Origin of the sequence: Bifidobacterium sp. SKU (assembly GCF_026016405.1) — a bacterium.
GTDB lineage: Bacteria > Actinomycetota > Actinomycetes > Actinomycetales > Bifidobacteriaceae > Bifidobacterium > Bifidobacterium bifidum.
On the sequence record NZ_CP092890.1, the window covers coordinates 1,936,136 to 1,960,063 of the forward strand.

The 23,928-nt window shown below is 63.7% G+C and carries 17 protein-coding genes, 1 tRNA gene and 1 pseudogene; 8 read left to right on the forward strand and 11 right to left on the reverse strand.

Annotated elements, in window-relative coordinates:
• Positions 1-14: 14 nt before the first annotated feature.
• A complete protein-coding gene (locus MMB49_RS08300) occupies positions 15-1,607 on the reverse strand; it encodes a peptidase U32 family protein (protein WP_047270908.1) in 1,593 nt (530 codons plus the stop codon).
• Between the two features lie 161 nt (positions 1,608-1,768).
• Between MMB49_RS08300 and MMB49_RS08305 the strand changes: the two are divergent.
• Positions 1,769-3,036, forward strand: a pseudogene (locus MMB49_RS08305) (IS30 family transposase).
• 220 nt (positions 3,037-3,256) lie between these two features.
• On the opposite strand, the gene MMB49_RS08310 reads toward MMB49_RS08305, so the two are convergent.
• Positions 3,257-4,117: an aldo/keto reductase gene (locus MMB49_RS08310; RefSeq protein WP_003814383.1), complete on the reverse strand. Its 861-nt coding sequence runs from the start codon at positions 4,115-4,117 to the stop codon at positions 3,257-3,259.
• A 451-nt stretch (positions 4,118-4,568) separates the two neighbouring features.
• On the opposite strand from MMB49_RS08310, the gene MMB49_RS08315 reads away from it, so the two are divergent.
• From MMB49_RS08315 to MMB49_RS08340, 6 genes are all read left to right on the forward strand, one after another.
• Positions 4,569-4,826 carry a glutaredoxin family protein gene (locus MMB49_RS08315; protein ID WP_003816589.1) on the forward strand — a complete coding sequence of 86 codons (258 nt, stop codon included), beginning with the start codon at positions 4,569-4,571 and terminating at the stop codon, positions 4,824-4,826.
• A 146-nt stretch (positions 4,827-4,972) separates the two neighbouring features.
• A complete protein-coding gene (nrdI, locus tag MMB49_RS08320; protein WP_100219089.1) occupies positions 4,973-5,395 on the forward strand; it encodes a class Ib ribonucleoside-diphosphate reductase assembly flavoprotein NrdI in 423 nt (140 codons plus the stop codon).
• Positions 5,396-5,445: 50 nt separating this feature from the next.
• The gene (gene nrdE / locus MMB49_RS08325; protein ID WP_047270960.1) at positions 5,446-7,641 is read left to right on the forward strand and encodes a class 1b ribonucleoside-diphosphate reductase subunit alpha; all 2,196 of its coding nucleotides are present in this window, start codon (positions 5,446-5,448) and stop codon (positions 7,639-7,641) included.
• Between the two features lie 286 nt (positions 7,642-7,927).
• Positions 7,928-8,920, forward strand: a complete 993-nt coding sequence (gene nrdF / locus MMB49_RS08330) for a class 1b ribonucleoside-diphosphate reductase subunit beta (protein WP_047270962.1) — start codon at positions 7,928-7,930, stop codon at positions 8,918-8,920.
• A 285-nt stretch (positions 8,921-9,205) separates the two neighbouring features.
• On the forward strand, positions 9,206-9,343 hold the full coding sequence (locus MMB49_RS08335; protein WP_229941000.1) for a hypothetical protein: 138 nt from the start codon (positions 9,206-9,208) through the stop codon (positions 9,341-9,343).
• The gene (locus MMB49_RS08340; protein WP_082247812.1) at positions 9,289-9,753 is read left to right on the forward strand and encodes a PLP-dependent transferase; all 465 of its coding nucleotides are present in this window, start codon (positions 9,289-9,291) and stop codon (positions 9,751-9,753) included. Before MMB49_RS08335 ends, MMB49_RS08340 begins: the two co-directional genes overlap by 55 nt.
• A gap of 80 nt (positions 9,754-9,833) precedes the next feature.
• Here the strand turns inward: MMB49_RS08340 and MMB49_RS08345 are convergent, their stop codons facing one another.
• The gene (locus MMB49_RS08345; protein WP_047270964.1) at positions 9,834-12,092 is read right to left on the reverse strand and encodes a DUF2207 domain-containing protein; all 2,259 of its coding nucleotides are present in this window, start codon (positions 12,090-12,092) and stop codon (positions 9,834-9,836) included.
• A gap of 56 nt (positions 12,093-12,148) precedes the next feature.
• The gene (locus MMB49_RS08350; protein ID WP_013363910.1) at positions 12,149-12,721 is read right to left on the reverse strand and encodes a LemA family protein; all 573 of its coding nucleotides are present in this window, start codon (positions 12,719-12,721) and stop codon (positions 12,149-12,151) included.
• Positions 12,722-12,830: 109 nt separating this feature from the next.
• On the opposite strand from MMB49_RS08350, the gene MMB49_RS08355 reads away from it, so the two are divergent.
• Complete coding sequence (locus MMB49_RS08355; protein ID WP_013363911.1) at positions 12,831-13,742, forward strand: LacI family DNA-binding transcriptional regulator; 912 nt, start codon at positions 12,831-12,833, stop codon at positions 13,740-13,742.
• Positions 13,743-14,003: 261 nt separating this feature from the next.
• Here MMB49_RS08355 and MMB49_RS08360 read toward each other — a convergent pair whose 3' ends face one another.
• From MMB49_RS08360 to MMB49_RS08390, 7 genes are all read right to left on the reverse strand, one after another.
• Entirely contained in the window at positions 14,004-16,667 is a 2,664-nt protein-coding gene (locus tag MMB49_RS08360) for a polyribonucleotide nucleotidyltransferase (protein WP_047297641.1), read from the reverse strand.
• A 260-nt stretch (positions 16,668-16,927) separates the two neighbouring features.
• On the reverse strand, positions 16,928-17,197 hold the full coding sequence (gene rpsO / locus MMB49_RS08365) for a 30S ribosomal protein S15 (RefSeq protein WP_003814361.1): 270 nt from the start codon (positions 17,195-17,197) through the stop codon (positions 16,928-16,930).
• Positions 17,198-17,329: 132 nt separating this feature from the next.
• A complete protein-coding gene (locus MMB49_RS08370; protein ID WP_047270968.1) occupies positions 17,330-18,025 on the reverse strand; it encodes a hypothetical protein in 696 nt (231 codons plus the stop codon).
• A gap of 213 nt (positions 18,026-18,238) precedes the next feature.
• Positions 18,239-21,658 (reverse strand): beta-N-acetylglucosaminidase domain-containing protein, encoded by a 3,420-nt coding sequence (locus MMB49_RS08375; protein WP_047270970.1) that lies wholly within the window; start codon positions 21,656-21,658, stop codon positions 18,239-18,241.
• Between the two features lie 292 nt (positions 21,659-21,950).
• Positions 21,951-22,024, reverse strand: a tRNA-Gly gene (locus MMB49_RS08380).
• Positions 22,025-22,133: 109 nt separating this feature from the next.
• Entirely contained in the window at positions 22,134-23,012 is an 879-nt protein-coding gene (locus MMB49_RS08385; protein ID WP_013363915.1) for a biotin--[acetyl-CoA-carboxylase] ligase, read from the reverse strand.
• Positions 23,013-23,335: 323 nt separating this feature from the next.
• Complete coding sequence (locus tag MMB49_RS08390; protein ID WP_021648305.1) at positions 23,336-23,899, reverse strand: holo-ACP synthase; 564 nt, start codon at positions 23,897-23,899, stop codon at positions 23,336-23,338.
• Positions 23,900-23,928 lie beyond the last annotated feature (29 nt).

Genomic DNA, 23,928 nt, shown 5'->3' on the forward strand with positions numbered 1-23,928 from the left:
CTCGGCGATTGGCGTCAGGCGGCTTTGAGGGTGGGGTGCTTGGTGCGGGAGCGGATCGCGGCGTTGACCGGCACCTCATGCGGGCACGGCATGGAGAACACGTGCGCTGGATTGTTGATGGCTTGCACCCAGTTGCCGTCGGCGTCGCGAAGGCCGTTTTCGGGCACGGTGTAGATGAGCGGTGCATCGCCCGGCAGCAGGAATTCGATCTCCTGGCCGGGTTCGATCTTGTTGCGGCTCATCAGCGTGACGCGACCGCCTTCGTCCGGGCTCCACGACAGCACTTCGCCGACGACCAGCCATGAGCGGAAGTAGCCGCTGCGGTTGGTGTTCTCGGTGACCTTGCGGTCCGGGTAATAGAAGCCGGTGGAGTATTCGCGGTGAGCGACCTTGTAGGGTTCCTCTTTCAACCATTCGGGCAGTGTGACGGGCGGCGCGGGCGCGACGGCCGCATGCTGCCAGCCGTTCGTGTCGATCGGGGACTCGTCGCGCGTGTTCGATTTGCGGCGCGTGCTGCGGGCCTGTTGTTCAAGATCGGAGATACGGTCTGGGGCGGTGGGGCTCTGGCCGACTTCCAGGACGCCGTCGTCGCCGGGGACGCCGGCGAAGGCGACGTCAGCCTGTTCCATGATGTGGTCCGTGAGATCGGCACCGGACAGTTCCGCCGCGTACGGGTCATCGTTCAGCCAAACGGGGGCGGGCGCGTCGGTGCGAATCACGCGGTCGTGGAACGGGCGCAGCGTGTTGCCGTCCGCGGCCTCGAAACCGCGCTGCACCATGTATTCGTTGACGGCGGTCTTGTAGGCGTTGGTCATCGCGGCGATGTAGTACGCGCTTTTGGCCCGCCCCTCGATCTTGAGGCTGGTGGCGCCGGAGTCGATCAGGTCATCCAGGTGCTCCATCATGCACATGTCCTGCGAGTTGAACAGGTACGTGCCCTCTTTGGTCGCCTCGACCGGGAAGTACTGGCCGGGACGCTTCTCCTCGACCAGCGAGTACTTCCAGCGGCACGGCTGCGCGCATTCGCCGTGGTTGCCGTCGCGACCGGTCAGATAGTTGGAGATCAGGCAGCGTCCGGAGAACGCCATGCACATCGACCCGTGCACGAAGCATTCGACGTCCATGTCGTCGGGAATGTTGGCGCGGATGTCTCGCACGGCCTGCAGATCCATCTCGCGGGCGAGCACGACGCGTCTGGCGCCGAGGTCGTACAGCGCGTTGGCGGCACCGTAGTTCGTGACGCCCGCCTGCGTGGAGACGTGCAGTTCCAGCTCGGGGGCGACGCTATGCGCGGTCATGAGCACGCCGATGTCGGTGACGATCAGCGCATCCACACCGGTGCCGGCCAGCTGGCTGATGTATTCCTGGATGGCCCTGACCTCGTTGTTGCGCGGCAGCACGTTGCAGGTCACATATACGCGGGCGCCCCGCGCATGGGCGTAGCGGGCGCCCTCTTCGAAGTCCTCCAGGCTCAGGTTCTTCGGAGCACTTCTCATGCCGAACGCCTTGCCGCCGCAATATACGGCGTCGGCCCCGTAATCGACCGCAGCCTTCAGCCCGCGCAGGTTGCCCGCCGGAGCCAGCACTTCCGGCTTACGCCGGGCCATTCGTTGTTGAGATTCAAGCACCCCACCAGTGTAGTGCATGGAATCTGGTGCCAATGTCGCGCCTCTGACATCAGGCGTCAAGTACCCCCCCCCTAACAAAATCCGCTCCCGGCGAGTTCTAGTGATCGTTGCAACACCTGGCCTACCGCAGGGAGGATCAGGTGACCGCGAGCCACCATGACGACGGGACAGGGACCGGCCGCTGGGTGTTCCAGGGGCACGGTTATCCGACGAGGAAGGCGATGTGCGAGGCCAGGCGGGCCGAGTACGTGCGCCTGCTGGCCGAGGAGGGCGTGAACTTCACCCAGGCCGCCCATGCGGTCGGGGTGTCGAAACGCACCGGCAAGGCCTGGAGGAACGGACGCGCCCGGGCCACCGGCAGGAACGAGAGACCATCGGTGGACTGGTATCGTTCCACCATGGACAAGCCCAGGAAGATACACGCCCGCTATCTGGGCCAGGAGGAACGCATCCTGATCGCCGACCGGCTGCGCCTGGGCGACGGCATACGCGCCATCGCCCGCCTCCTTGACCGGAACCCGGCCACCGTGAGCCGCGAGATACGACGCAACACGAACCCCCTGACCGGATGCCACGAGCCGTACCACGCCCAGCGATCGAGCGCCGACCGGCTCAAACGCCCCAGGCCCAGGAAAGCCGGGCCGGGCACGCGCCTGTGGCGGGAGATACTCGCCGGCCTTGGACGGCATTGGAGTCCCGAGCAGATCGGCAACCGGCTCAGGCATGACTTCCCCGATAATGAGGACATGCACGCAAGCGTCGAGACGATCTACCAGGCCATCTACCTGCAGGGCAAGGGCGAGCTGAAAGCCGAGCTGAAACGGGCCATGCGCCAGGGCCGCGCCCAACGCAAACCCCGTGGCGGCGCGGGTCGCAGACCCCGGTTCCGGGATCCCATGGTCATGATCTCGGACCGGCCCGCCGAGGTCGAGGACCGGGCCGTCCCCGGCCATTGGGAGGGTGATCTGATCACCGGTTCGGCGAACAGGAGCGCCATCGGCACCCTGGTCGAACGCGCCACCAGGTTCACGATCCTGCTGCACCTGCCCGACGGGCACGACGCAGGCCAGGTCCAGCAGGCCATCGTCCGCAAGATGCGGAACCTGCCCAGGCTCCTGCGCAACTCGCCGACCTGGGACCAGGGTTCGGAACTCGCCCTGCACAAGCAGATCGGCGCGAGCCTGGACATGCGGGTCTACTTCTGCGACCCGCACTCCCCGTGGCAGCGCGGCACCAACGAGAACACCAACGGCCTGTTGCGCCAATACTTCCCCAAGGGCACCGACCTATCCAAATACCCCGAGGACTACCTCGACGCGGTCGCCGAGGAACTCAACGACCGGCCCGCAAGACCCTCGGCTACATGAAACCAAGCGAGAAAATCCTCGAACTCCTCGACACCGCGTGATAGCCTCAACAACCGACAACGTGGCCATGGAAGGCCGCTCAAACCTCAGGTGCTGCAACCACCACTAGAATCCACCTCATGCAACGCATGACTGGGGTGGCCATGCCCTGGAGTCGCAAGACTCCAGTGAGACTACAAAAGCAGGCTCTCAAAACTCGCGGATAGACAAGGAAAACCGCTATTCCACCGGTGTATCTGCGAGTTTTGAGAGCCTGTCGCCTTAAAGCCTCACAAGCTCGTCGGGGGTGAGCTCCAAATCGCCGGCATGCAGGCTGTCGAGGATGGTCTCGGGGCGGTGGGCGCCGGGGATGACGAAGACATGGTCGCCCTTGGCGAGCTCCCACGCGAGCACGACCTGCTGGTAGGAGACGCCACGAGCCGCCGCGATCTCGCGGAACGGGTCGAACTTGGTTTCGTCCTTGGGCTTGCGGAAGCCGCCCAGCGGGCTCCAGCACACGAAGTTCAGACCGACTTTCGCCGTGTATTCCAGCGTATCGGCGGTGTCAAGGTAGATCGGCGAGTACTGGTTCTGCACGGCGATGAGCTTGTCGCCGAGGATGCCGCGCGCGATGTCGATCTGCTCGATGGAAGCGTTGGAGATGCCGGCCTCCTGCGCCACGCCCTCGTCCACCAGCTGCTTGATGGCTTCGACGGACTCGTTGTACGGCACCTTCGGGTCGGGGCGATGGAAGTAGAGCAGGTCAATCGTGTCGACGCCGAGCGCGAGCGCGCTCTCCTTGCCGCGCTTGATCAGGTTTTCGGGGCGCCCGTCCACGTCCCAGGTGGGGCGGCCGTCGGTGAAGTTGCGGAAATGACCGACCTTGGTGGCGATGGTGACCTCGTCCTTCGGGCCGTTCCAAGAGGCCATGGCCTCGCGGATCAGCTTTTCGCCGGTCTGCTCTTCGCCGCCGGAGCAGTAGTAGGCCCAAGCCGTGTCGAGGTGACGGCAGCCGGCGTCGAGTGCGGCGTGGATGGTCTCGATGCCCTTATCGTGGCCGAGGTTGTTCTCGATGGTCAGCGGCATTTCGCCGAGGCCGATGGCGGTGGTGCCGAACGGACCGAGGTTGCGGTGCAGTACCATGTGCATCTCCTTGATGGTCATATAGTGTCGCCCTCCACAATACGCCGAGGCCGCGGCGGATACGACCCCGGTAGCAGCGAACGGTTCTCAATAAGAAACGTGCGAGGATTCCGCACAATTTCGCACAATCGCACAAATAGGCAAAGTCCCGGAATTCCAGGGCTCAGCCGATTTTGATGTTCATTTCGGCCGACAGCAGGCTCGCACCTTTCTTATTGAGAACCGTTCGCTGCTACAAATCCGCCCGGAGACCGCTCATGTGACTATCCCCACATTTCACACCGACACCAAAAATCCACCATCGCCCAAAATCGGCATCATCCCAACGAAACACTACATATAGTGACCACACACTGCGCGCGACACGACTTGTAGGGGTTCTTGACTGCAAATTACAACGCTGTAGTCTGAGCGAGTCAACACGTTCACCCCAGCGCATCAAGGGAGCAACATGACCGTCACCGTGTTCACCAAACCGTATTGCCCGCAGTGCGACGCCACCAAGCGCCAGCTCACCAAGCAGGGCGTGATTTTCGAGACCGTGAACCTGGAGCAGAATCCGGAGACCCTGGCACAGCTGCAGCAGGCCGGCTTCCAGCAGGCTCCCGTCGTGATCACCCCCGATGCATCCTGGACCGGCTACCGCCCGGACCTGATTCGCGAGCTGGCCAAGAAACTGGCCAAGAAGACCGCGCCGGTGGCCGCATGAACGGCCGCGCCCCCGCCACCCCCGGCACGCCCCAGCCTCATCCGCGCAGCACCCCGATCGACCTGACCGCCGCGCACGCCATCCCCGCCGCCGACAGCACCACGCCCAGCACCCCCGAGCAGCCGGCCGGCAACACGGTCGAGCACATCGGCGCAGTCGTGTACTTCTCCTCCGCCTCCGAGAACACGGCCCGGTTCATCGAGTCCTGCCAGCTGAGCGGCATCGGCATCGCCGTGTACCGCATCCCCCTCAAGCCGGGCTCGGCGCCGCTCAACGTGCGCGAGCCGTACGTGCTGATGGTGCCGACCTACGGCGGCGGCGACGCGAAAAAGGCCGTGCCGCCGCAAGTGAAGCGCTTCCTCAACAATCCCGCGAACCGCGCGTGGATCCGCGGCGTGGTCGCGTCCGGCAACACCAATTTCGGCACCGCATACTGCGCGGCAGGTGACATCATCGCCGCGAAATGCCGCGTGCCGTTCCTCTACCGTTTCGAGCTTATGGGCACGCGCGAAGACACGCGCAAGGTGCGCGATGGACTCGTGCGCTTCTTCCGGGACCACCGCGGCTGAACGCGCCACAATCACCGTTATTCCAGTTACTCCAAGGGAAAACTATACTCATGACTGACTTCACCGACACCGAGCTGCCGCTCGACAACACCACCGACACCACTGTCGAGCAGTACGATCCGGCGCACGACTACCATGCGCTCAACGCGATGCTGAACCTGTATGACGCCGATGGGCGCATCCAGTTCGGTAAGGACAAGGCCGCCGAACGCGAATACGTCACCGGCCACGTGGCCACGAACACGAAGCGCTTCGAATCCACCGGCGAGCGCCTGCGCTACCTGATCGACCACCAGTATTACGCCCCGGCGGTGTTCGAACGCTACTCCCCCGAGTTCCTGGACGACTTCTACGCGCACGCCGAATCCTCCGGATTCGAGTTCGGCACGTTCCTGGGCGCGTTCAAGTTCTACACGTCATACGCGCTGAAGACGTTCGACGGCAAACTGTATCTGGAGGACTTCCCGCAGCGTTGCGCGGCGGTCGCGCTCGAATTGGCGGCCGGCAGCGAGCAGCGGGCCGTCGAATACCTCGACGAGATGCTCTCCGGCGCGTTCCAGCCGGCCACGCCGACGTTCCTGAACCTCGGCAAGGCGCAGCGCGGCGAGGCGGTCAGCTGCTTCCTCGTGCGCATCGAAGACAGCATGGAGTCGATCTCGCGCGGCATCAACGCGGCCCTGCAGCTGTCGAAGCGCGGCGGCGGCGTGGCGCTGCTGCTCAGCAATCTTCGCGAGCTCGGCGCCCCGATCAAGCACATCGAGAACCAGTCGAGCGGCGTGATCCCGGTCATGAAGCTGCTGGAGGACTCGTTCTCGTACGCGAACCAGCTTGGCGCGAGGCAGGGCGCCGGCGCGGTGTACCTCAATGCGCATCATCCGGACATCCTGCGCTTCCTCGACACGAAGCGCGAGAACGCCGACGAGAAGATTCGCATCAAATCACTGGCGTTGGGCGTCGTAATCCCGGACGTCACGTTCGAGCTGGCCAAGAAGAAGGCCAAGATGGCGCTGTTCAGCCCGTATGACGCGGAGCGCGTGTACGGCAAGCCGTTCGCCGACATTTCCGTCACCGAGCATTACGACGAGATGGTGGCCGACGACCGCATCAGGAAAACCTATATCGACGCGCGCGAGTTCTTCACGACGCTGGCCGAAATCCAGTTCGAATCCGGCTACCCGTACATCGTGTTCGAGGACACGGTGAACCGCGCGAACCCGATCGCCGGGCGCATCACGATGTCGAACCTGTGCTCCGAAATCCTGCAGGTGCAGGAGGCGAGCTCCTACAACGAGGACCTGACCTACTCGCACGTCGGGCGCGACGTGTCCTGCAACCTCGGCTCGCTGAACATCGCCAAGGCGATGGACGCGGGCCTGGCCGGCACCGTCGAGACGGCGATTCGCGCCCTGACGTCGGTGTCCGAACACACGCGCATCGACGCGGTGCCCTCGATCCGCCGCGCGAACGATGAAGGGCACGCGATCGGCCTGGGACAGATGAACCTGCACGGTTTCCTCGCCCGCGAGGGCATCCAGTATGGTTCCGAGGAAGCGCTCGACTTCACCGACATGTATTTCATGACGGTCGCCTACCACGCCTACCGCGCCTCGCACACGCTGGCCGTCGAGCACGGCACGGCGTTCCGCGGTTTCGCCGATTCGGCGTACGCCAAGCCGGCCGGCGAGGGCAATTATTTCGACAAGTACACCGACGGCCGCCGCTCCCTCGCCCCGCGCACCGAACTCGTGCGCGCCCTGTTCGAGCGTTTCGGCGTCGCGATCCCGACCGAGGCCGACTGGGCCGAGCTGCGCGACGACATCCTGCGCGACGGCATCTACAACCAGAACCTGCAGGCCGTGCCGCCCACCGGCTCGATCTCATACATCAACCATTCCACCTCGTCGATCCACCCGATCGCCTCCAAGATCGAGATCCGCAAGGAAGGCAAGCTCGGGCGCGTCTACTACCCGGCCGCCTACATGACCAACGAGAACCTCGAATACTACAAGGACGCCTACGAAATCGGCTGGAAGGCCATCGTCGACACCTACGCCGAAGCCACGCAGCATGTGGACCAGGGACTCTCGCTCACGCTGTTCTTCCCCGACACCGCCACCACCCGCGACCTCAACAAGGCCCAGATCTACGCCTGGCGCAAGGGCATCAAGACCCTCTACTACATCCGCATCCGCCAGCAGGCGCTGGAAGGGACCGAGGTGCAAGGCTGCGTCTCCTGCACGCTCTGAGGAATCGGTGGATGATGTATGCGTATACCGCCTTTTTTCGGCGCTCGACGTACCTTCGTACGCCTTCGGCCTCAGACGGCGGTCTCCACACACGTCATCCACCGATTCCGCTCCACAGCCCTGCGCACGCCCGCAACTCAAGGAACCCACATGTCGCCAATGATCTACCGGCTCATACTCCGTCTGACCGCGCCGGAGGAGTTTGAAGACAAACCCGCCGACGACGAGATCGACGTCATCCGAAAGAACGTAACAGAACACCCCCAACAACGAAAGGCAGACAACCATGGCACCAATCTCCGTATCGCGCAAACCGCTCAAGCTCATCGACCGCGTCTCCGCGATCAACTGGAACCGTCTGGAGGACGAGAAGGACCTCGAAGTATGGGACCGCCTGACCGGCAACTTCTGGCTGCCCGAGAAGGTTCCCGTCTCCAACGACATCCCCAGCTGGCAGAAGATGAGTGACGACGAGCACACGCTCACCATGCACGTGTTCACCGGACTCACGCTACTCGACACGATTCAGGGCACAGTCGGCGCGGTCTCGCTGATTCCCGACGCGCTCACCCCGCACGAGGAGGCCGTGTACACGAACATCGCGTTCATGGAGTCCGTGCACGCCAAAAGCTATTCGAGCATCTTCTCGACGCTGTGCTCCACCAAGGAGATCGACACGGCGTTCGACTGGAGCGAGCGCAACGAGTTCCTGCAGAAGAAGGCCGAAATCGTGCTCGACTACTACGAGGGCGACAGTCCGCTGAAGCGCAAGGTCGCCTCCACGCTGCTCGAATCGTTCCTCTTCTACTCCGGCTTCTACCTGCCGATGTATTTCTCGGCGCACGCGAAGCTGACGAACACGGCCGACGTGATCCGTCTGATCATCCGCGACGAGGCCGTGCACGGGTATTACATAGGCTACAAGTATCAGCGCGGGCTTGAGCGGGTGAGCGACGCGAAGCGCGAGGAGATGCGCGAGTACACGTACAACCTGCTCAACGAGCTGTACGACAACGAGGTGGAATACACCGAGTCGCTGTACGAGCGTGTGGGACTGACCGACGACGTGGAGAAGTTCCTGCGCTACAACGGCAACAAGGCCCTGATGAACCTCGGGTATCCGGCGCTGTTCCCGGCCGAGGCGTGCGACGTGAACCCGGCGATTCTGGCGGCGCTGTCGCCGAACGCCGACGAGAACCACGACTTCTTCTCCGGCTCCGGCTCGTCCTACGTGATGGGCAAGGCCGAGGAGACCGACGACGAGGACTGGGACTTCTGACGGATGTGTGCCCTCGCACGGTGGCTGAAATTGCGTCACCGCGCGAGGGCGCACAGCGTGACGGCACCCTGAAAACCGTTGCAAATACTGGGCTCTAGCAACACCGTCACTGTGAGAGGGCACATACAGTGACGGTGTCCTCACACAGTGACGCTTTGAGCGGTACCTCTGCGCCCCTCAGCGCGACGGTTCTTTGCATGAGGGGCTATCAACCGTTGGAATCGCACCGGTTACGCGTAGGCGCTCGCCAGCGGAGTGGCGGCGCTGGCGGCCACGTTCACGACCATGCTGAACCGCGGCGACCACGCGATCTTCTCCGACACGACCTACATCGCCGCATACCGTCTGCTCAACCAGATTTTGCCGGAGTGGACAATACGTTCATCTCGCCGTTCAACGCATGGCTCATCAACCGCGGCTTAGTCACGCTGCCGCTGCGCATGAGGCAGCACAACGCCTCGGCCCAGGCCATCGCCGAACACCTGCAATCACTGCCGCAGGTGCGGTTCGTGGCGTATCCGGGGCTCGAATCGCACCCGCATCACGCATTCGCCGCCAGCCAGCTCGCCCGCCCGGACGCCGGTTTCGGCGGGGTACTCGCGTTCGGACTGAACACCGACCATGACGGACACAACCGTTTCGTCAGCAAACTCAACGTCATCACGTCGGCGGTGTCGCTCGGCCATGCCGAAAGCCTCATCGTGTTTCTGGGCGAAGACGACGAACGGCAGTACCTGTATCCGTCCGAGTTCCATCAGGGTTTCTTCCGTCTCGCCGTCGGTCTGGAGGATACGGACGACCTGATTCGCGACATCGACCACGCGCTTAGCTGAGGTTGCGCTCTCAAAACTCGCAGATAGAGGGGCTTTCCGGTCCAAAAGCCCCTCTATCTGCGAGTTTTGAGAGCGTGACTTCAGCGGCCTCCGAAAGATCCGCCGCCAATGCCGCCGGAGGAGCCCCCGAAACCGCCGCCGCCCGAGAACGAACCGCCCGAGATACCGCCGAAACCGCCACCACCGGACGTCGCCGCGTGGATGACGGAGCCGATCTCGGAGAAACCGGCATTCAGCCGCGCGCCGAAGTCACCGAAGTTCGCGCTGAACGACGCCGGGTCGAAACCACCGCCGACGCCGCCGGCACCCGCCCCGGCGGTCGGACCGCCCATATAGCCATACCCGTACGGGCGGTAGCTCCAGTACAGCAGCGAGCCGGCGCCATGCGCGTCCAGCCATTGCGGATCGGTCACCTGCGGGTACGCCTTGGCGAACTCCGCCATCACGCGGTCCGAAATGCCGAACGCCGCGGCATACACCAGATACCGGTCCCACAGCACCATGTCGGCCACCCCGCGGTCACTGAAATTGCTGAAATCCTGCAGATACCGGTACAGTCCCTGCACCTGTCCCGCATACCGTTGGCCGGAAGACGTCAGCGCACTGGACGCAGCATATGAGCACACGACGATCGACAGCATCATGATCGGTGCGGAAATGATCAGTGCCAGTGCGATATTGCCGCCGAACACCGCGATGATGCCGGAGACCAGCGCCAGCGCGGCGCCGAGGCCGCCCATCCAGCTGGCCAGCGTGCCGCCGTTGCGCGTCGCTCCGAGCATCGCGAACTCGGACGAGCACGCTTCGGTGAACAGGTTCAGCGCCTTGTACCCGTTCTTCCAGTCCTCGCAATGCCGCTTCATGCCGTCCAGATCGAACACGGGAGAGCCGACGCGCTTGGAGACCTTCTGCATCAGGCTCAGCGCGGCACGCTCGCTCTGGCTCAGGTTGAGCTCCCGCTTCGCGTCCTTGTCGAATCCCGCCGGCAGCAGCACTATGGTCATCGTCTTGCCCAGCGACTTCGCCTTGCCCTCGTCGGCGCCAATCATGCCGGCCAGACGCACGTTGTCGGCATTGCTCATATCGATGCCCCGGTACAGGCTCGACGGACCCGGATAGATGGCGATCGCCTTCTTCGAGGCGAGCGACAGCATCGTCGCCGTCATCTGCAGCGAGTCGACACTGCTCTTGGACAGTCCCATGACATCCGCCATCTTCGCGGCCGAGGCAGGGCTCATGTCCGGCGGCTCACGCCAGTATTCGATGTCGCCGTGGTATTGGGATTCGCGATAGCTGCGCACCGCCGCGACCATGCCGATGACGAACAGCGCCAATCCGGCGAGGACTACTGCGATCCACAAGGCCACGCGCACGCGGGCCGGGCCGGCCTGCTGTTGCCGCCACGCGATTTCCTGCTGGTCTTCGGATTGCTTCAGCTTCGGCAGGTACGTGCGGCCGGTCTGCTGGCGCACCCACGCGGCATCGCCCTGCCGCCATCCGGACGGAGGCTTGACGGCGGAGGCGTCGTAGGCCGCCACCACGTCGAGATACTGCCCGGCGCGAACATCGGACGCACTGAAACGCAGCGAGCCGTCGTCCATCCGGGAGGTTTCGGAGACGCCGGCGTAGTGCAGCCATGCCCAGCTGCTGGAGGCGTCGATGCCGTCGGGGAAGCGCACAATTCCGGTGACCTTGCCGATGGGGATCAGGTTACTGTCACCGAACGGCTCCCACTGCCACGATGCCACGTCCTTGTAGAGCGTGGTGCCGCCGTGGAGCGTCATCGTCACGTCGAACTTGAGACTGCTGGCTTTTTTGGTCGCGGGGATGTTCCAGCCGATCTCCACGTCTTTCGACCGCCGCGAGGTCGTGTTGTCGCTGATCTCGTACCCGTCCTTGGCGGGATCGAACGGCTGGGGGTTCTCGGCCCCGTCGGTCACGTCCGCGATGTACCAGTGCCCGGCGTATTCGCGGTCCCATGACGTATCGGAATGGTCGGCCGGCGATGCCAGCGCGCCCTGCTCATAGTTTTCGCCGGCGGTGACGTTGCGCACGCTGATGTCGGTGATGTTGGTCAGGCCGTCCTCTCGCAGCGTGTACTTCTGGTACAGCTGCCGCCATGGTGTGTCGCCGTCGCGCGTGCGGAGCTTCATGTCGATGTGCTGGGTAACCTTCAGGCTGCCGTCGGCTTGAACCGCGACGTCATAGTCCAGCGTGCGGTAGCTCAGGTCGGGCGAGCTTCCGCTCAGCATCAGGCCGGCGCCGATGACGATGGCGAAGACGACGAGTGTGCCGGCCAACGCCGTTGCCAGCGAGCGGAGCAGACGTTTCAGGTTCATGGCGATCTCCAATGATCAGCAGCGGCGATGGTTCCGGCGGTCGGTGACGTCGGGCGTCAGAAACGCACCTGCGGCACCTGGCGGGACCCCTCGTCGGCCTGGAAGTACTGTGCCTGCTCGAAGTGGAACATGCCGGCGATGATGTTGCTCGGCACCGTCTCGATCTTGGTGTTGTACTTGAGCACCACATCGTTGTAGAACTGCCGCGCGTAGGCGATCTTCGTCTCCAGGTCCTTGAGCTGCGCCTGCAGATCCATGAAGTTCTGGTTCGCCTGCAGCTGCGGGTACGCCTCCATGGTCGCCTGCAGGTTGAACAGCGCGCGGGACAGCGCGTTTTCGGCGGCGGCACGCTCGACGGTGGTCGCGTTCGGGTTCGCCGCGGCCGCGACGGCTCCGGCGCGCGCCTGGGTCACCTGGGTCAGCACGGAGGATTCATGCCCGGCGTACCCCTTGACCGTTTCGACCAGGTTCGGTATCAGGTCGGCGCGCTGCTTGAGCTGCACGTCGATCTGTGCCCAGCCGTTCTTCACGCGATTGCGCAGCGCGACCAGCGCGTTGTAGGCACCGACCGCCCACAGCACCAGCGCGATGATGACGACGATGACTATCGCCAGAATGATCCACCCCATGTGCACTCCTTCGTATCGTTGTTGCCGCCATTGAAGCATGACTATGTGAAATGATACGTCACCGTGTCGCCGTCCATGTCCTTCACTCCGCACGGTATCATCAAAGGACGTGGCCGCCCTCGCCGGCGTCGCGCAGAGCACCGTGTCGTATGTCATGAGCGGCAACCGGCCGATCTCGCAGAAGACGCGGGACAAAGTCGAGAAGGCGATGCGGGAGCTCGGCTACGTGCCCGACGCGCACGCCCGGGCCATGATCAGCAACCGCTCGTACATCATCGGTCTGCTCACCGAAACCACGGAGACCACGCAAGGCGCGGAGCTGTTCCCCATCCTGCGGGCCATCCGCGCCACCGCGAAGGAACACGGCTACGACCTCATCCTGATGTCATCGACCTGCACGACCGAAGACCTCGCCGACATGCGTCGGCTGGGCAAAGGCAACCTCGTCGACGCATTCATCATGCTGGACATCCGGCATCATGACGGGCGTCTGAAATCCGCAATGAAACTCGGCCTGCCCATCGTGCCGTACGGCGACCCCGAGTTTCCGTTCATCAACATCTTCGACCGGGAGAGCGTCATATGCGCCGAACGGCATGGGATACAGCTGGAGCGGTTCGAGGCAAAGGACACGCGCTGGCAATCGTTCGAGCCGCTGACAGGGAAGTTCCCGGAGTGGAAGGGCAACGGCGTATGCATTTACACCCGCTCGCCGCGGACGCTTGCGTGGATAGAGCAGATGATGCTGCTCACCGGCGTCGCCCCAGGCAAGGACATCGGACTGATCGGCGAGGGCGGTCGAAGTCGCCATCGAGCAGATCGAAGGCAAGGAATTCGAGCCCGGCGTAGAACGCACGCCGCCGAGATTCACCCGCCGCGAGACCACGATTCTCGGATTCGCGGGCTGAGGCCGCACAAGGGGCATGCGGCCTTTGCCGCAGGCCACATCCGGAAACGGTGCCGCCTCACCTACCGTGGCGAATGCCCCGCCAGGCCGGATCATCCCCAAATTACGGGTTGAAATTGTCGATATCTGTGATTCCCCGTGCGAAATCGCCGTTTTAGGGCCCGAAAGCGGCGATTTGACACGGGGAATTGCGAATAACGACAATTTCAACCCGTAATTTGACGTGCAGGATGGGCGCGCGGCACAGAAAACACAAAAACGGGGAGCCCCGTGATGGGGCTCCCCGTAAGTGAGGCGCAGGCTACCCGCGTTGGCTCAGAGGACGCCGGTTCTCGGACATCGAGCCGTTAGCGCGAGCGGCCATGCTGCAAGAGATCAGTTCTCGAACGGATCGAAGTCGCGACGCACGCGGCGGCGCGGACGCTCGGAGCGCTCCACGCGGTCGGCGCGGTACTCGTCGTAGTTCTCGTCGGTCGCGTAACGCGGGTTGCGATCGTAACCGCCACGACGGCCACCACGGCGATCATCGGAACGGCCGCCACGGCGGTCGTCGCGATCGTAATCGCGGTCGTCACGGTCGGAACGGCGACGCGGACGGTCATCGCGGTCATAGCCGCGGTCGTCACGGTCGTCGTAGTCGCGGTCGGAACGACGACGGCGCGGTCGATCGTCGAAATCGTCATCGCGGTCGTCACGGCGGGAGGAGCGACGCGGACGGTCGTCGTAGTCGCGGTCGTCACGGCGGTCATCGCGGTCGGAACGGCGACGCGGGCCTCCGCGGCGGTCACCACGGTCGCCACGGTCGTCACGACGACCACGGCCGGCGTTGTTCTCCTGGTCCTCGAAACCGGGGATGGCGAGCGAGATCTTGCCGCGGTCATCCACGCCCTGCACGACGACCTCGACGGTGTCGCCTTCCTTGAGCACATCCTCGACGGCGTCGATGCGCTCGCCGTTGGCGAGGTTGCGGATCTGCGAGATGTGCAGCAGGCCGTCGGTGCCCGGGGTGAGGTTGACGAACGCGCCGAACGACGTGGTCTTGACGACCTTGCCGTTGTAGGTCTCGCCGGCTTCCGGCACGTGCGGGTTGGCGATCTGGTCGATGATGGCCTTGGCCTTCTCGGCCGCTTCGCCGCCTTCGGAGGAGATGAACACGGTACCGTCATCCTCGATGGCGATCTCGGCGCCGGTGTCCTCCTGGATCTGGTTGATCATCTTGCCCTTCGGCCCGATAATCTCGCCGATCTTGTCGACCGGAACGGTGGTGGTGATGATGCGCGGGGCGTACTCGCTCATCTCGGCCGGGCCGTCGATGCACTCGTTGATGAGGTCGAGGATCGTGGTGCGGGCCTCGTGAGCCTGCTGCAGGGCACCAGCCAGGATATCGGCCGGAATGCCGTCAAGCTTGGTGTCGAGCTGCAGGGCGGTGATGAACTCGGAGGTGCCGGCGACCTTGAAGTCCATGTCGCCGAACGCGTCCTCGGCGCCCAGGATGTCGGTGAGCGTCTTGAAGACGTGCTGGCCATCGACGTCGCCGGAGACCAGACCCATCGCGATACCCGCGACCGGGGCCTTCAGCGGCACGCCGGCGGCGAGCAGCGACAGCGTGGAGGCGCACACGGAGCCCATCGAGGTGGAACCGTTGGAACCGATGGCCTCGGAGACCTGACGGATGGCGTACGGGAACTCCTCGCGGCTTGGCAGCACCGGCACGATGGCCTTCTCGGCGAGGGCGCCGTGGCCGATCTCGCGGCGCTTCGGGGAGCCGACGCGGCCGGTCTCACCGGTGGAGTACGGCGGCATCTCGTAGTTGTGCATGTAGCGCTTGGACTGCGGGCCGGAAAGCGCGTCGATCTGCTGCTCCATCTTGAGCATGTTCAGCGTGGTGACGCCCAGGATCTGGGTCTCGCCGCGCTGGAACAGGGCGGAGCCGTGCACGCGCGGCACGATGTCCACCTCGGCGGACAGGGTGCGGATGTCGCGCAGGCCACGGCCGTCGATGCGGTAGTCCTCGGTGAGGATGCGGCGGCGCACGATCTGGCGCTGCAGCTCCTTGAACGCGTTGCCGAGTTCCTTCTCCTTCTCGGCATCGTCCATGTCGGTGAACTCGTTCGCGAGCGCCTCACGCACATGCTCCTTGATCTCGTGGATGCGGTCCTGGCGCGGCAGCTTCTCCGCGATGGACAGCGCCTCGTTGAGGTCCTCGTGGGCGATCTCGTCGATGCGGGCGTACAGCTCATCGGTGTACTCGGGGAACAGCTGGAAGTCCTTGGTCTCCTTGGCTGCCTTCTCCTTGAGCTCGTTCTGGGCTTCACAGATCACCTTGATGAACGGCTTGGCGGCTTCGAGACCCTGCGCGACGACTTCCTCGTCCGGCTTGATCTGGCCCTCGTCGTAGATGAGGTGCCAGGCGTTCTTGCCGGCACCGGCTTCGATCATGGCGATGGCGACGTCACCGTTCTCGATGACACGGCCGGCGACCACGATCTCGAACACGGCGCGCTCGCGCTCGCTCCAGCGCGGGAAGGCGACCCACTGGCCGTCGATCAGCGCCAGACGCACGCCGGAGACCGGGCCTTCGAACGGCAGGCCGGAGATCATCGTCGAAGCGGAGGCCGCGTTCAGGGCGATGACGTCGTAGGCGTCGTCGGGATCGATGGACAGCACGGTCTCCACGACCTGCACTTCGTTGCGCAGCGTGTGCGGGAACAGCGGGCGCAGCGGACGGTCGATGATACGGCACGCCAGGATCGCCTCGGAGCTCGGGCGGCCTTCACGGCGGAAGAACGAGCCCGGGATCTTGCCCGCGGCGTACATCTTCTCCTCCACGTCGACGGTCAGCGGGAAGAAGTCGTAGTTCTCCTTCGGGCTGGAACCGGCGGTGGTGGTGGACAGAATCATCGAATCATCGTCAAGATAGGCTGCCACCGCGCCATCCGCCTGCTGTGCGAGACGACCCGTCTCGAAGCGCAGGGTTCGTTTTCCGAACGAACCATTGTCAATAACGGCCTCCACGGCCTTGATTTCGGGACCCTCCATAGGGTTCCTCCTTTTTTTGTTCTATTGTCTGCTGATATCTGTAATCCACATCGAGACGCCGAAATCCCGATTTGTTCAAGCTTGTCGGCTTTTCTCATTGACGCGGCCCGTCCCGGACCGCACCCGTTCATTCCAGATTCTTCTTCATCATCGGCCCTCAACCGCCGGGCCACAGTATGTCATCCGCGAATTCGCAACATCCTCATCCACATGCCGATATGCAAAACGCCCGAGCAAGGAATGCCCGGGCGGAAGTTCTCTTATCGACGGAGACCGAGACGCTCAATCAGGGAACGGTAACGGTTGATGTCGACGCGCTTGAGGTAATCAAGCATACGACGACGGTCACCGACCATGAGCAGCAGACCACGACGGGAGTGGTGATCGTGCTTGTGCTCCTTCAGGTGCTCGGTCAGGTCGGCGATACGCTTGCTCAGCAGCGCGACCTGGACCTCGGGGGAACCCGTGTCGCCTTCGTGCGTCGCGTACTTGGTGATGATTTCCTGCTTCTCTTCAGCCGTAAGTGCCACGGCATCCTCCTTATGGTTGCTGCGCGGTGCACCCGGCTTTATGCCGGTGCGCTCTCTATCCGCGGGCGAAACACGCCAATGGGATAGTATAGGCAAGGGGTCGGACTACTTCCGGCCTTTCGTGGCAGGGTCTCACACCGCCGTCAGCAATCCGCCGAACAGCACAATGAACAGCGCCGCGGTCTCGATGGCGAAGAACAGGATGAACGAAGCCCAGCTGCGCGTCAGCACGTTCAGCGGAGAGTCCTTCTTGATGAGGATCAGCAGGCCGACCCACACGACCGCATACACCGCCACGCCGACCCCGGCCGCGATGATTCCCAGATTCGCCGCATTCGGCAGCCGCGCGGAGTCGCCGTACACCACGTACGTGGAGTACCAGAAATTCAGTTTGAGCAGGCTCAGGCCGGCGATGAACTGTTCGGCGGCCAGTCCGACCACGAACACGATACGCCACAGCCAGTTGCGCGACTCCACCACGGCGAGACCGAGTCCGGTGAACGTTGTCAGCGTCACGGTCCACGACACGAAGGCCACGCCGCGCGGGGTGAACAGGTTCAGATGGGTGATCAGCCATTGCGTGTGGCCGACCGCCAGGGAGCGTCCGAGCCAGTACGGCGCGATGATGGCGGCCAGCACCGCCACGATGAACACCGCCCATGGCACCGGGTGCGACTGCCGCCGCTCGATATCGGCCAGAGACAGGTCGGTCACCGGGATGGATGGGTCCGGATGCTTGGAAACGTCAACGGTTTCGACGTGGTCACCGACCAGTTCCGTCGCCTCGTTGTTATTGGTTTCGTCCGCCATGTTCGCCTCGCTCGCCATATGTTCTTTACTGACTTCCATGCACGACAATACGGGCTGAAATAGACGGAATCCGGGATTCACCGTACATTATCGCCGTTTCGGCACCGCGAAACGTACCATTTCGTACGGGGAATCTTGGATTCCGGCCATTTCAGCCCGTAATTGCCAGCGTCGTCCGGGCCGACGCCCCGGCTCTCACGAGCGAGGGCGACCACCCGGACTCATGCCGAATCAGCCGATCCGCTTGCGCAGGCCGGCCATCGTCACGCCCGCCGCGGCCAACATTGTCATTGCGGCGATGAGACCGAAGACGTCGGCGCCCGTGTTGGACAGCTTGCCGTCGGCGCCGGGCTTGTTGACACCCGGCTTCTCGCCGGGCTTGTTCTCGCCGGGCTTGTTCTCGCCGGGCTTCTCGCCAGGCCGCTCCGGCTCGGTGCCGTCGCTCTTGACCAGGCCCTTGATGGCCTTGTCGAGTGCAGCGCGCAGCGCGGTGTAGGTGGCGGGATCGCCCTCGCCGTTCGGGTCGGCCTTCAGCTGCTTGCTCAGGGCCTCATACGCGACGGTGAACTTGGCATAGCTGTCCTTGGTGTACTCGGAGGCCTTGCCCACGTAAGGCTCGGCGTCGTTCAGCGCGAGCTGCGCGTAGTCGCGTGCGGACTGGTCGTAGCGCAACGCGGACTTCGCGGCGGTGTAGGCCGCTTCCAGCGCCTCGCCGTCGGCCTTCGCCAGATCGTCGGCGTTGGCCAGCGCGGCGGCGAAGTCGTCGTACGCGGACTGGTACTTGTTGTAGCTCGCCTCGGTGTAGGTGGCATCGTCGTTGGAGACGTGCTCGGCCTTCAGCTGGTCGGCGGTCTTCGCCGTGTACCGTTCGACACCCTTCATCGCCGATTCGAGCGCGGCGACGGCGGCGTCGACCTTGGCCTGCGTGGCGTCCTGGTCGGCAGCGACGGCCTTGGCGGCGGCAATCGCGTCGGCGAGAGCCTCGCGGCTCGACTTGGTCCAGTCGGCGGAGTCGACCTTCTCGGCTTCGGCGATCTTGGCGTTCAGCGCGTCCTTGGTCACCGTACCGGGTTCGTCGATCTTGGTGGCGGACAGGTCGTACACCTTCCACCACTTGGAGGTCTGGGCCAGGTTGGTGATGCGCACGGCTTTGACGGTCGCGGCGGAGTCCAGCGTGAAGATCTGCTTCTGGTCGCCGTTCACGTCGCCGATCTTGGTCCAGTTGCCATCTGCATCCTGGTATTCGATCTTGCCGTTGACGATCGTGTCACCGCCCTTTTCCGCCTGGATGAAGCGGAACTCCTTGGCCTTGCGGGCCTCGGCGTAGGTGACGGTGAGGGCGGCGTTGGCCTTGACACAGTCGCAGCCGGCGGACTGCATCCAGAAGAACGTGCTGTCGTCACCGTCGATGACGGCCTTCGGATCGACGTTCTCATGCCATGCCGCGGCACCCACGCCGTTCGTGCTGACCGTGGCGTCGGAGGGCGTCGGGGTGACGCTGCCACTGGTCTTGGCCTTGACGAAGGAATCGAGCGCCTGCACGGTCGGGCGCACGATGACCAGGCCGCCACGGGCGGGCTTGTTGCGCTGGTAGTAATCGGCGATCGTATGCGTGTCGGACTTGGCGAAAGCGGCCTTCGCGGTTGCGTAGGTCGCCTTCGCGGCCTCGGTGTCACCCGCGAGCGCCTGCTTGGCGGCGGTGATGTAGTCGATGGCGGAGGCGGTCAGGTCGTCCCAGTAGCTGATCCACGGTTCGATCTGGTCGAACATGTTCTTGTCGCCGGGGTTCGCGCGGTAGTTCTTCGCGGCGCGCTGCAGCGTGGTGTAGACGGTGAGCGCCTGGCTGAAGTCGGCCGCGGTGGCGGTGCCGCCGTCCAGCTTGCCCTTGAGTTCGGTCAGGACGCCCTTGACGTCGAGCTTGCCGGTGTAGTCGACGGACTCATTGTTGATCCACCACTTGTTGACGGCGTCATACTCGGCATCCTTGTGAGCGCCGTCGATGCCGCCGTCGTTGAGGATGCGCATGTTCATGGCGAGGTCACGCAGGCCACGGGAGCCCTTGGACGCGATCGGCGAGTTGTGGTCGATGTAGCTGAAGGAGTCCTCCCAGGACTGTTGTCCGTCCTTTTCGCTCTGCCACAGGTTCCAGCTGTAGTCGGCGGCCATGAAGATGCCCTGCTTGCTCGGCTCGGACTGCTGCATCGGGTTGAGCATGATGCCGTCGTAGGTGCCGTATGTGGCGCCGGGCTTGAGGAAGTTGTTCTGGCCTCCCATGACCAGGTACTGGTAGGCGGTGTTGCGGTTCATGTCGGAGCACGGCCAGTTGATCCACATGAACGGGGCGCGACCGGTGTTCTTGGTGAACGTGTCGGCGAAGTCCTTGCTGGCCACGCCGAAGGTGCGGCCGCCGGTCATGACGATCTGCACGTTGGACGGGATGTCCTTGTACCAGGCGTCACCGGCTCCGGTGTAGCTGTACAGGGCCGGGCAGTAGAGGATCGTGTCCTTGAGGCCCTCGTACTTCGCGGTGCCGTCGTCGTTCTTCTCCTGCTGCAGCTCGTGGATCCAGTCGGTCAGGTCCTTCAGCACGCGCACGTAGGTGTTGTCGTTGCCGTACTGCGCACCCCAGTCGGTGGAGTCGTCGGCGAGCAGTGCGATCTGGCGTACGCCGGCGTCAATGGTCTGCATGTACTTGGCCTTGAGTTCCTTGAGGTCCTTCTGGTAGTGCTCCTCGGTGTCGAAGCGGAAGTGCTTGCCCCTAGCCTCGCCGTCGTTATGGAACGGCGCGAGCGCGTAAACGAAACGCACCTTCGACTTGTTGCCGGCCTCGGCCTGCGGCTTGATCTCGTTCTCGATCTGGTCTTTGGTGTACAGGCCGCGCCAGTTGTTGCGGTGCAGCGGATCGTCCTTGGGGGCGTACACGTAGGTGTTCATCTTGTAGTAGCCGCCCCAGGTCATCAGGTTCACGCGGTCCTTGGTGCTCCACGGGCTGCCGTAATAGCCCTCGATGAAGCCGCGGGACTTGACGTCGGCCCAGTCGCTGAAGGTCAGGTTGCTGACGGCGCGGCCCGGCAGCTGCTGGAAGATCTGGTACAGGGTAGTCAGGCCGTAGAACGCGGAATCGGTGTCGCGGCCGAGCACGAGGATCGTGTCGGGCGTCTTCGCGTTGCCCTGACGGACGGCAAGCACATAGGAGTCGTTCTTGGAGAACGTGCTGTCGTCCACCTTCAGGGTGCCGTCGGCGATCAGCTGCTTGGCGTACTTGTCGACCACGCCGTTGGATCCGTTGATGCCGACCAGCACGTTGAGCTGGTACGCGGTTTCGGGCACGGCGTCGGCCGCGGTGGTCTCGATGCCCTTGAGCTTCAGGGCCTCGTTCAGACGGGCCTTGGTGGCGGAATCGATTCCCGGTTCCACGACGGTGTTCGCCTTGTCGCGCAGAATCAGACTGCCGTCGCCGTACTCGGTGTTCTGCGGCTGGGGGTAGATCTTGTACTGGCCCGACTGTTGGGTCGTGCCGGGGTCGGCCGCCGTGCCGCTGTCGCTGGCCGCCATGGCCGGAACCGCGAACGCCGCGGTCATGGCGATCGACGCGATGGCCGTCACGATTTTGCCTAGAATCTCATGCGTGGAATTACCATTCGCTCGCATTTGTTTCCTTATCTGTTCTTGTGATACTGTGCACCGCCCGCGCATATGCCTCATCACATGACCAAGCCCACATCCCGGTGGGCCTGTCCTCGTCGCTGCGGTATATCTGGCGTGCGGCGAAACGATTGCGTTCCCGCGGGTTTTCGCCAGATGCCGCGATCCATATTTCAGCTTCTCGTGGCAGTCGTCATCGACGACGCGTTCTCTCAACCGTTCCGATTAGTCATGCTAGTTTTACTATCGAATCACGTCAAACGCGATTGGACGGCCGGATTTGCCGGTGAAGTGGCAGTGGAGCGGATGACGGGAATCGAACCCGCGTAATCAGTTTGGAAGACTGAGGCTCTACCATTGAGCTACATCCGCGAAAATGTCGCTTTTGGCGACTTGAGCTATTATACACATCGCCGACACTTTGGCAACTCCCGTGTCCATGCGGAACGGGACCGTCAAAACAGGACCGTCGGAACAGGCGTCACACCATGAGACCGATATCGCCGGTGCTCAGCCTCTCCGTCTCCCCTGATGCCGTGCGCACGCTGATCGAAGCGTCATCGTTGAGCGATACCACCTTGCCGGCGATCGTCCGGCCGTCGATGAGCTGCGCGTCGATCTGCCGCCCCATCATCCAGCAGACGTGGTGCATCTCGGAGCGCAACCGGGAACTCTGGATGAGCGGCATCTGCACGAACGCCTCCAGACGGGTGCGCAGTGAAGCGACCAGGCGCGCCGCGATCATGTCAATCAGTTCCGCGGTCGGCGGCAGCGGTGCGACGTGCATCCGCAGCGACGTGGATTCCGGCGTCGGCAAACGATCCGCGGGCACCGACAGGTTGACGCCCACGCTGAAGATCACGGCGACGTCACCGTGCCGGTCGGGCGGCGAGGCGACCTGGGTGAACGTGCTGCCGAGCTTGAGTCCATGGCAGTAAATGTCGTTCGGCCATTTGAGATGGAACCCGCATTCGGGGTCGAACGGGACCGCGCCGCACTCGTCCAGGGTTCCTTCGATGGCGTCCAGAGTGGCCAGGCCGGCAATCATCGACATCCAGCCGTTGACTGCGTCATCGGTCGCCACCGATTCGGGGATGGTCACGATGAACGATATGGCGAACGAGTGCCCGGGAACGCATGCCCACGGCCGGCCGAGCCGTCCTCGGGCGTCGTCCATGGCACCGGCGGCGACCACGGTGATGGCGATGCCGCCGTCATCGTTGCGCGCGAACCTCCCCCGCTCGATGAGTCGGCGTGCCTTCGCATGGGTGGAATCGATGCGTTCATAGGCGGCCACCTCGTCCGCCGCTTTTGCAGTCCGGTCAAGTCGCGGCGCTGCGACTTTGTGTAAGGCAATCATGATGATACTGTACGCCGGAAGATATGGCAGCGTCAAAACGGATGTATCGTCACACAAGCGTCGGCCGCATACGATACGACCCGCTGGTGCGTCTCCCGGGAGTCTTGCCCGAGCCTCGCACCAGCGGGCCGTAAACAGCCGACGAGCCCGATGTCGGATTCTGCCCCGACATGGATGGCGTACACTCGCCAGCCGATGCCTGCGGACGCCCCAACGGATATCCGCCTGCATACATACCTATGACGCACGCTTATTTCGAGCGTCGTCTTCAAAGAGTCTGAGAACTGTCCGTATAGCGGCGTCATGACTGCCGAAAACCGCCGTCACACGGTCAACATGGCGACGGCCGAGGCGATACCGCCATCATGGCTCAGCGAGACATGCCACCGAAAAACCAAGGAAACCGATGCGCTCGACGCCGCAGCCGGCGCGGAACCCGTGCTCACCGGAGTCACGATCGGCATCCGCATGACCGCAGGCCCCATCCTGACCAACCCGGGCGCGCCCGACATTTCATCGGAGTTTCTGGAGGCTGCGGGGGGCAGCAACGCACACAGCTTCCGCTCGACGTCCGGCCGCAACGCAACGCACGGTCGGCCGCGCGAATCATCCACGATTTCAATGCCGTTCCACGGGAAATTCTCGATGGTATACGGGTTCGGCATGTCGCCGAGCGCGTCGCACCAGGCTTTCAGCACCGCTTCCTTGCCGGCCCACTTCGCCGCCAAGTGGGTGGACTCGTCATCGTTCTTGCGTCTGGCCCGCTCTCCGGCCTGCCTCACCTCGCGCACAGAGAACAGCCCTCGCATGCGCGAACCCGGTTCCGCAAGCTGTTCGGCGAACGCCGAGACATCGACGACATCGTGCCCGAGACCGAGAACCGACATACCGCGCCACCTTTCCGAGAGACCTGTTC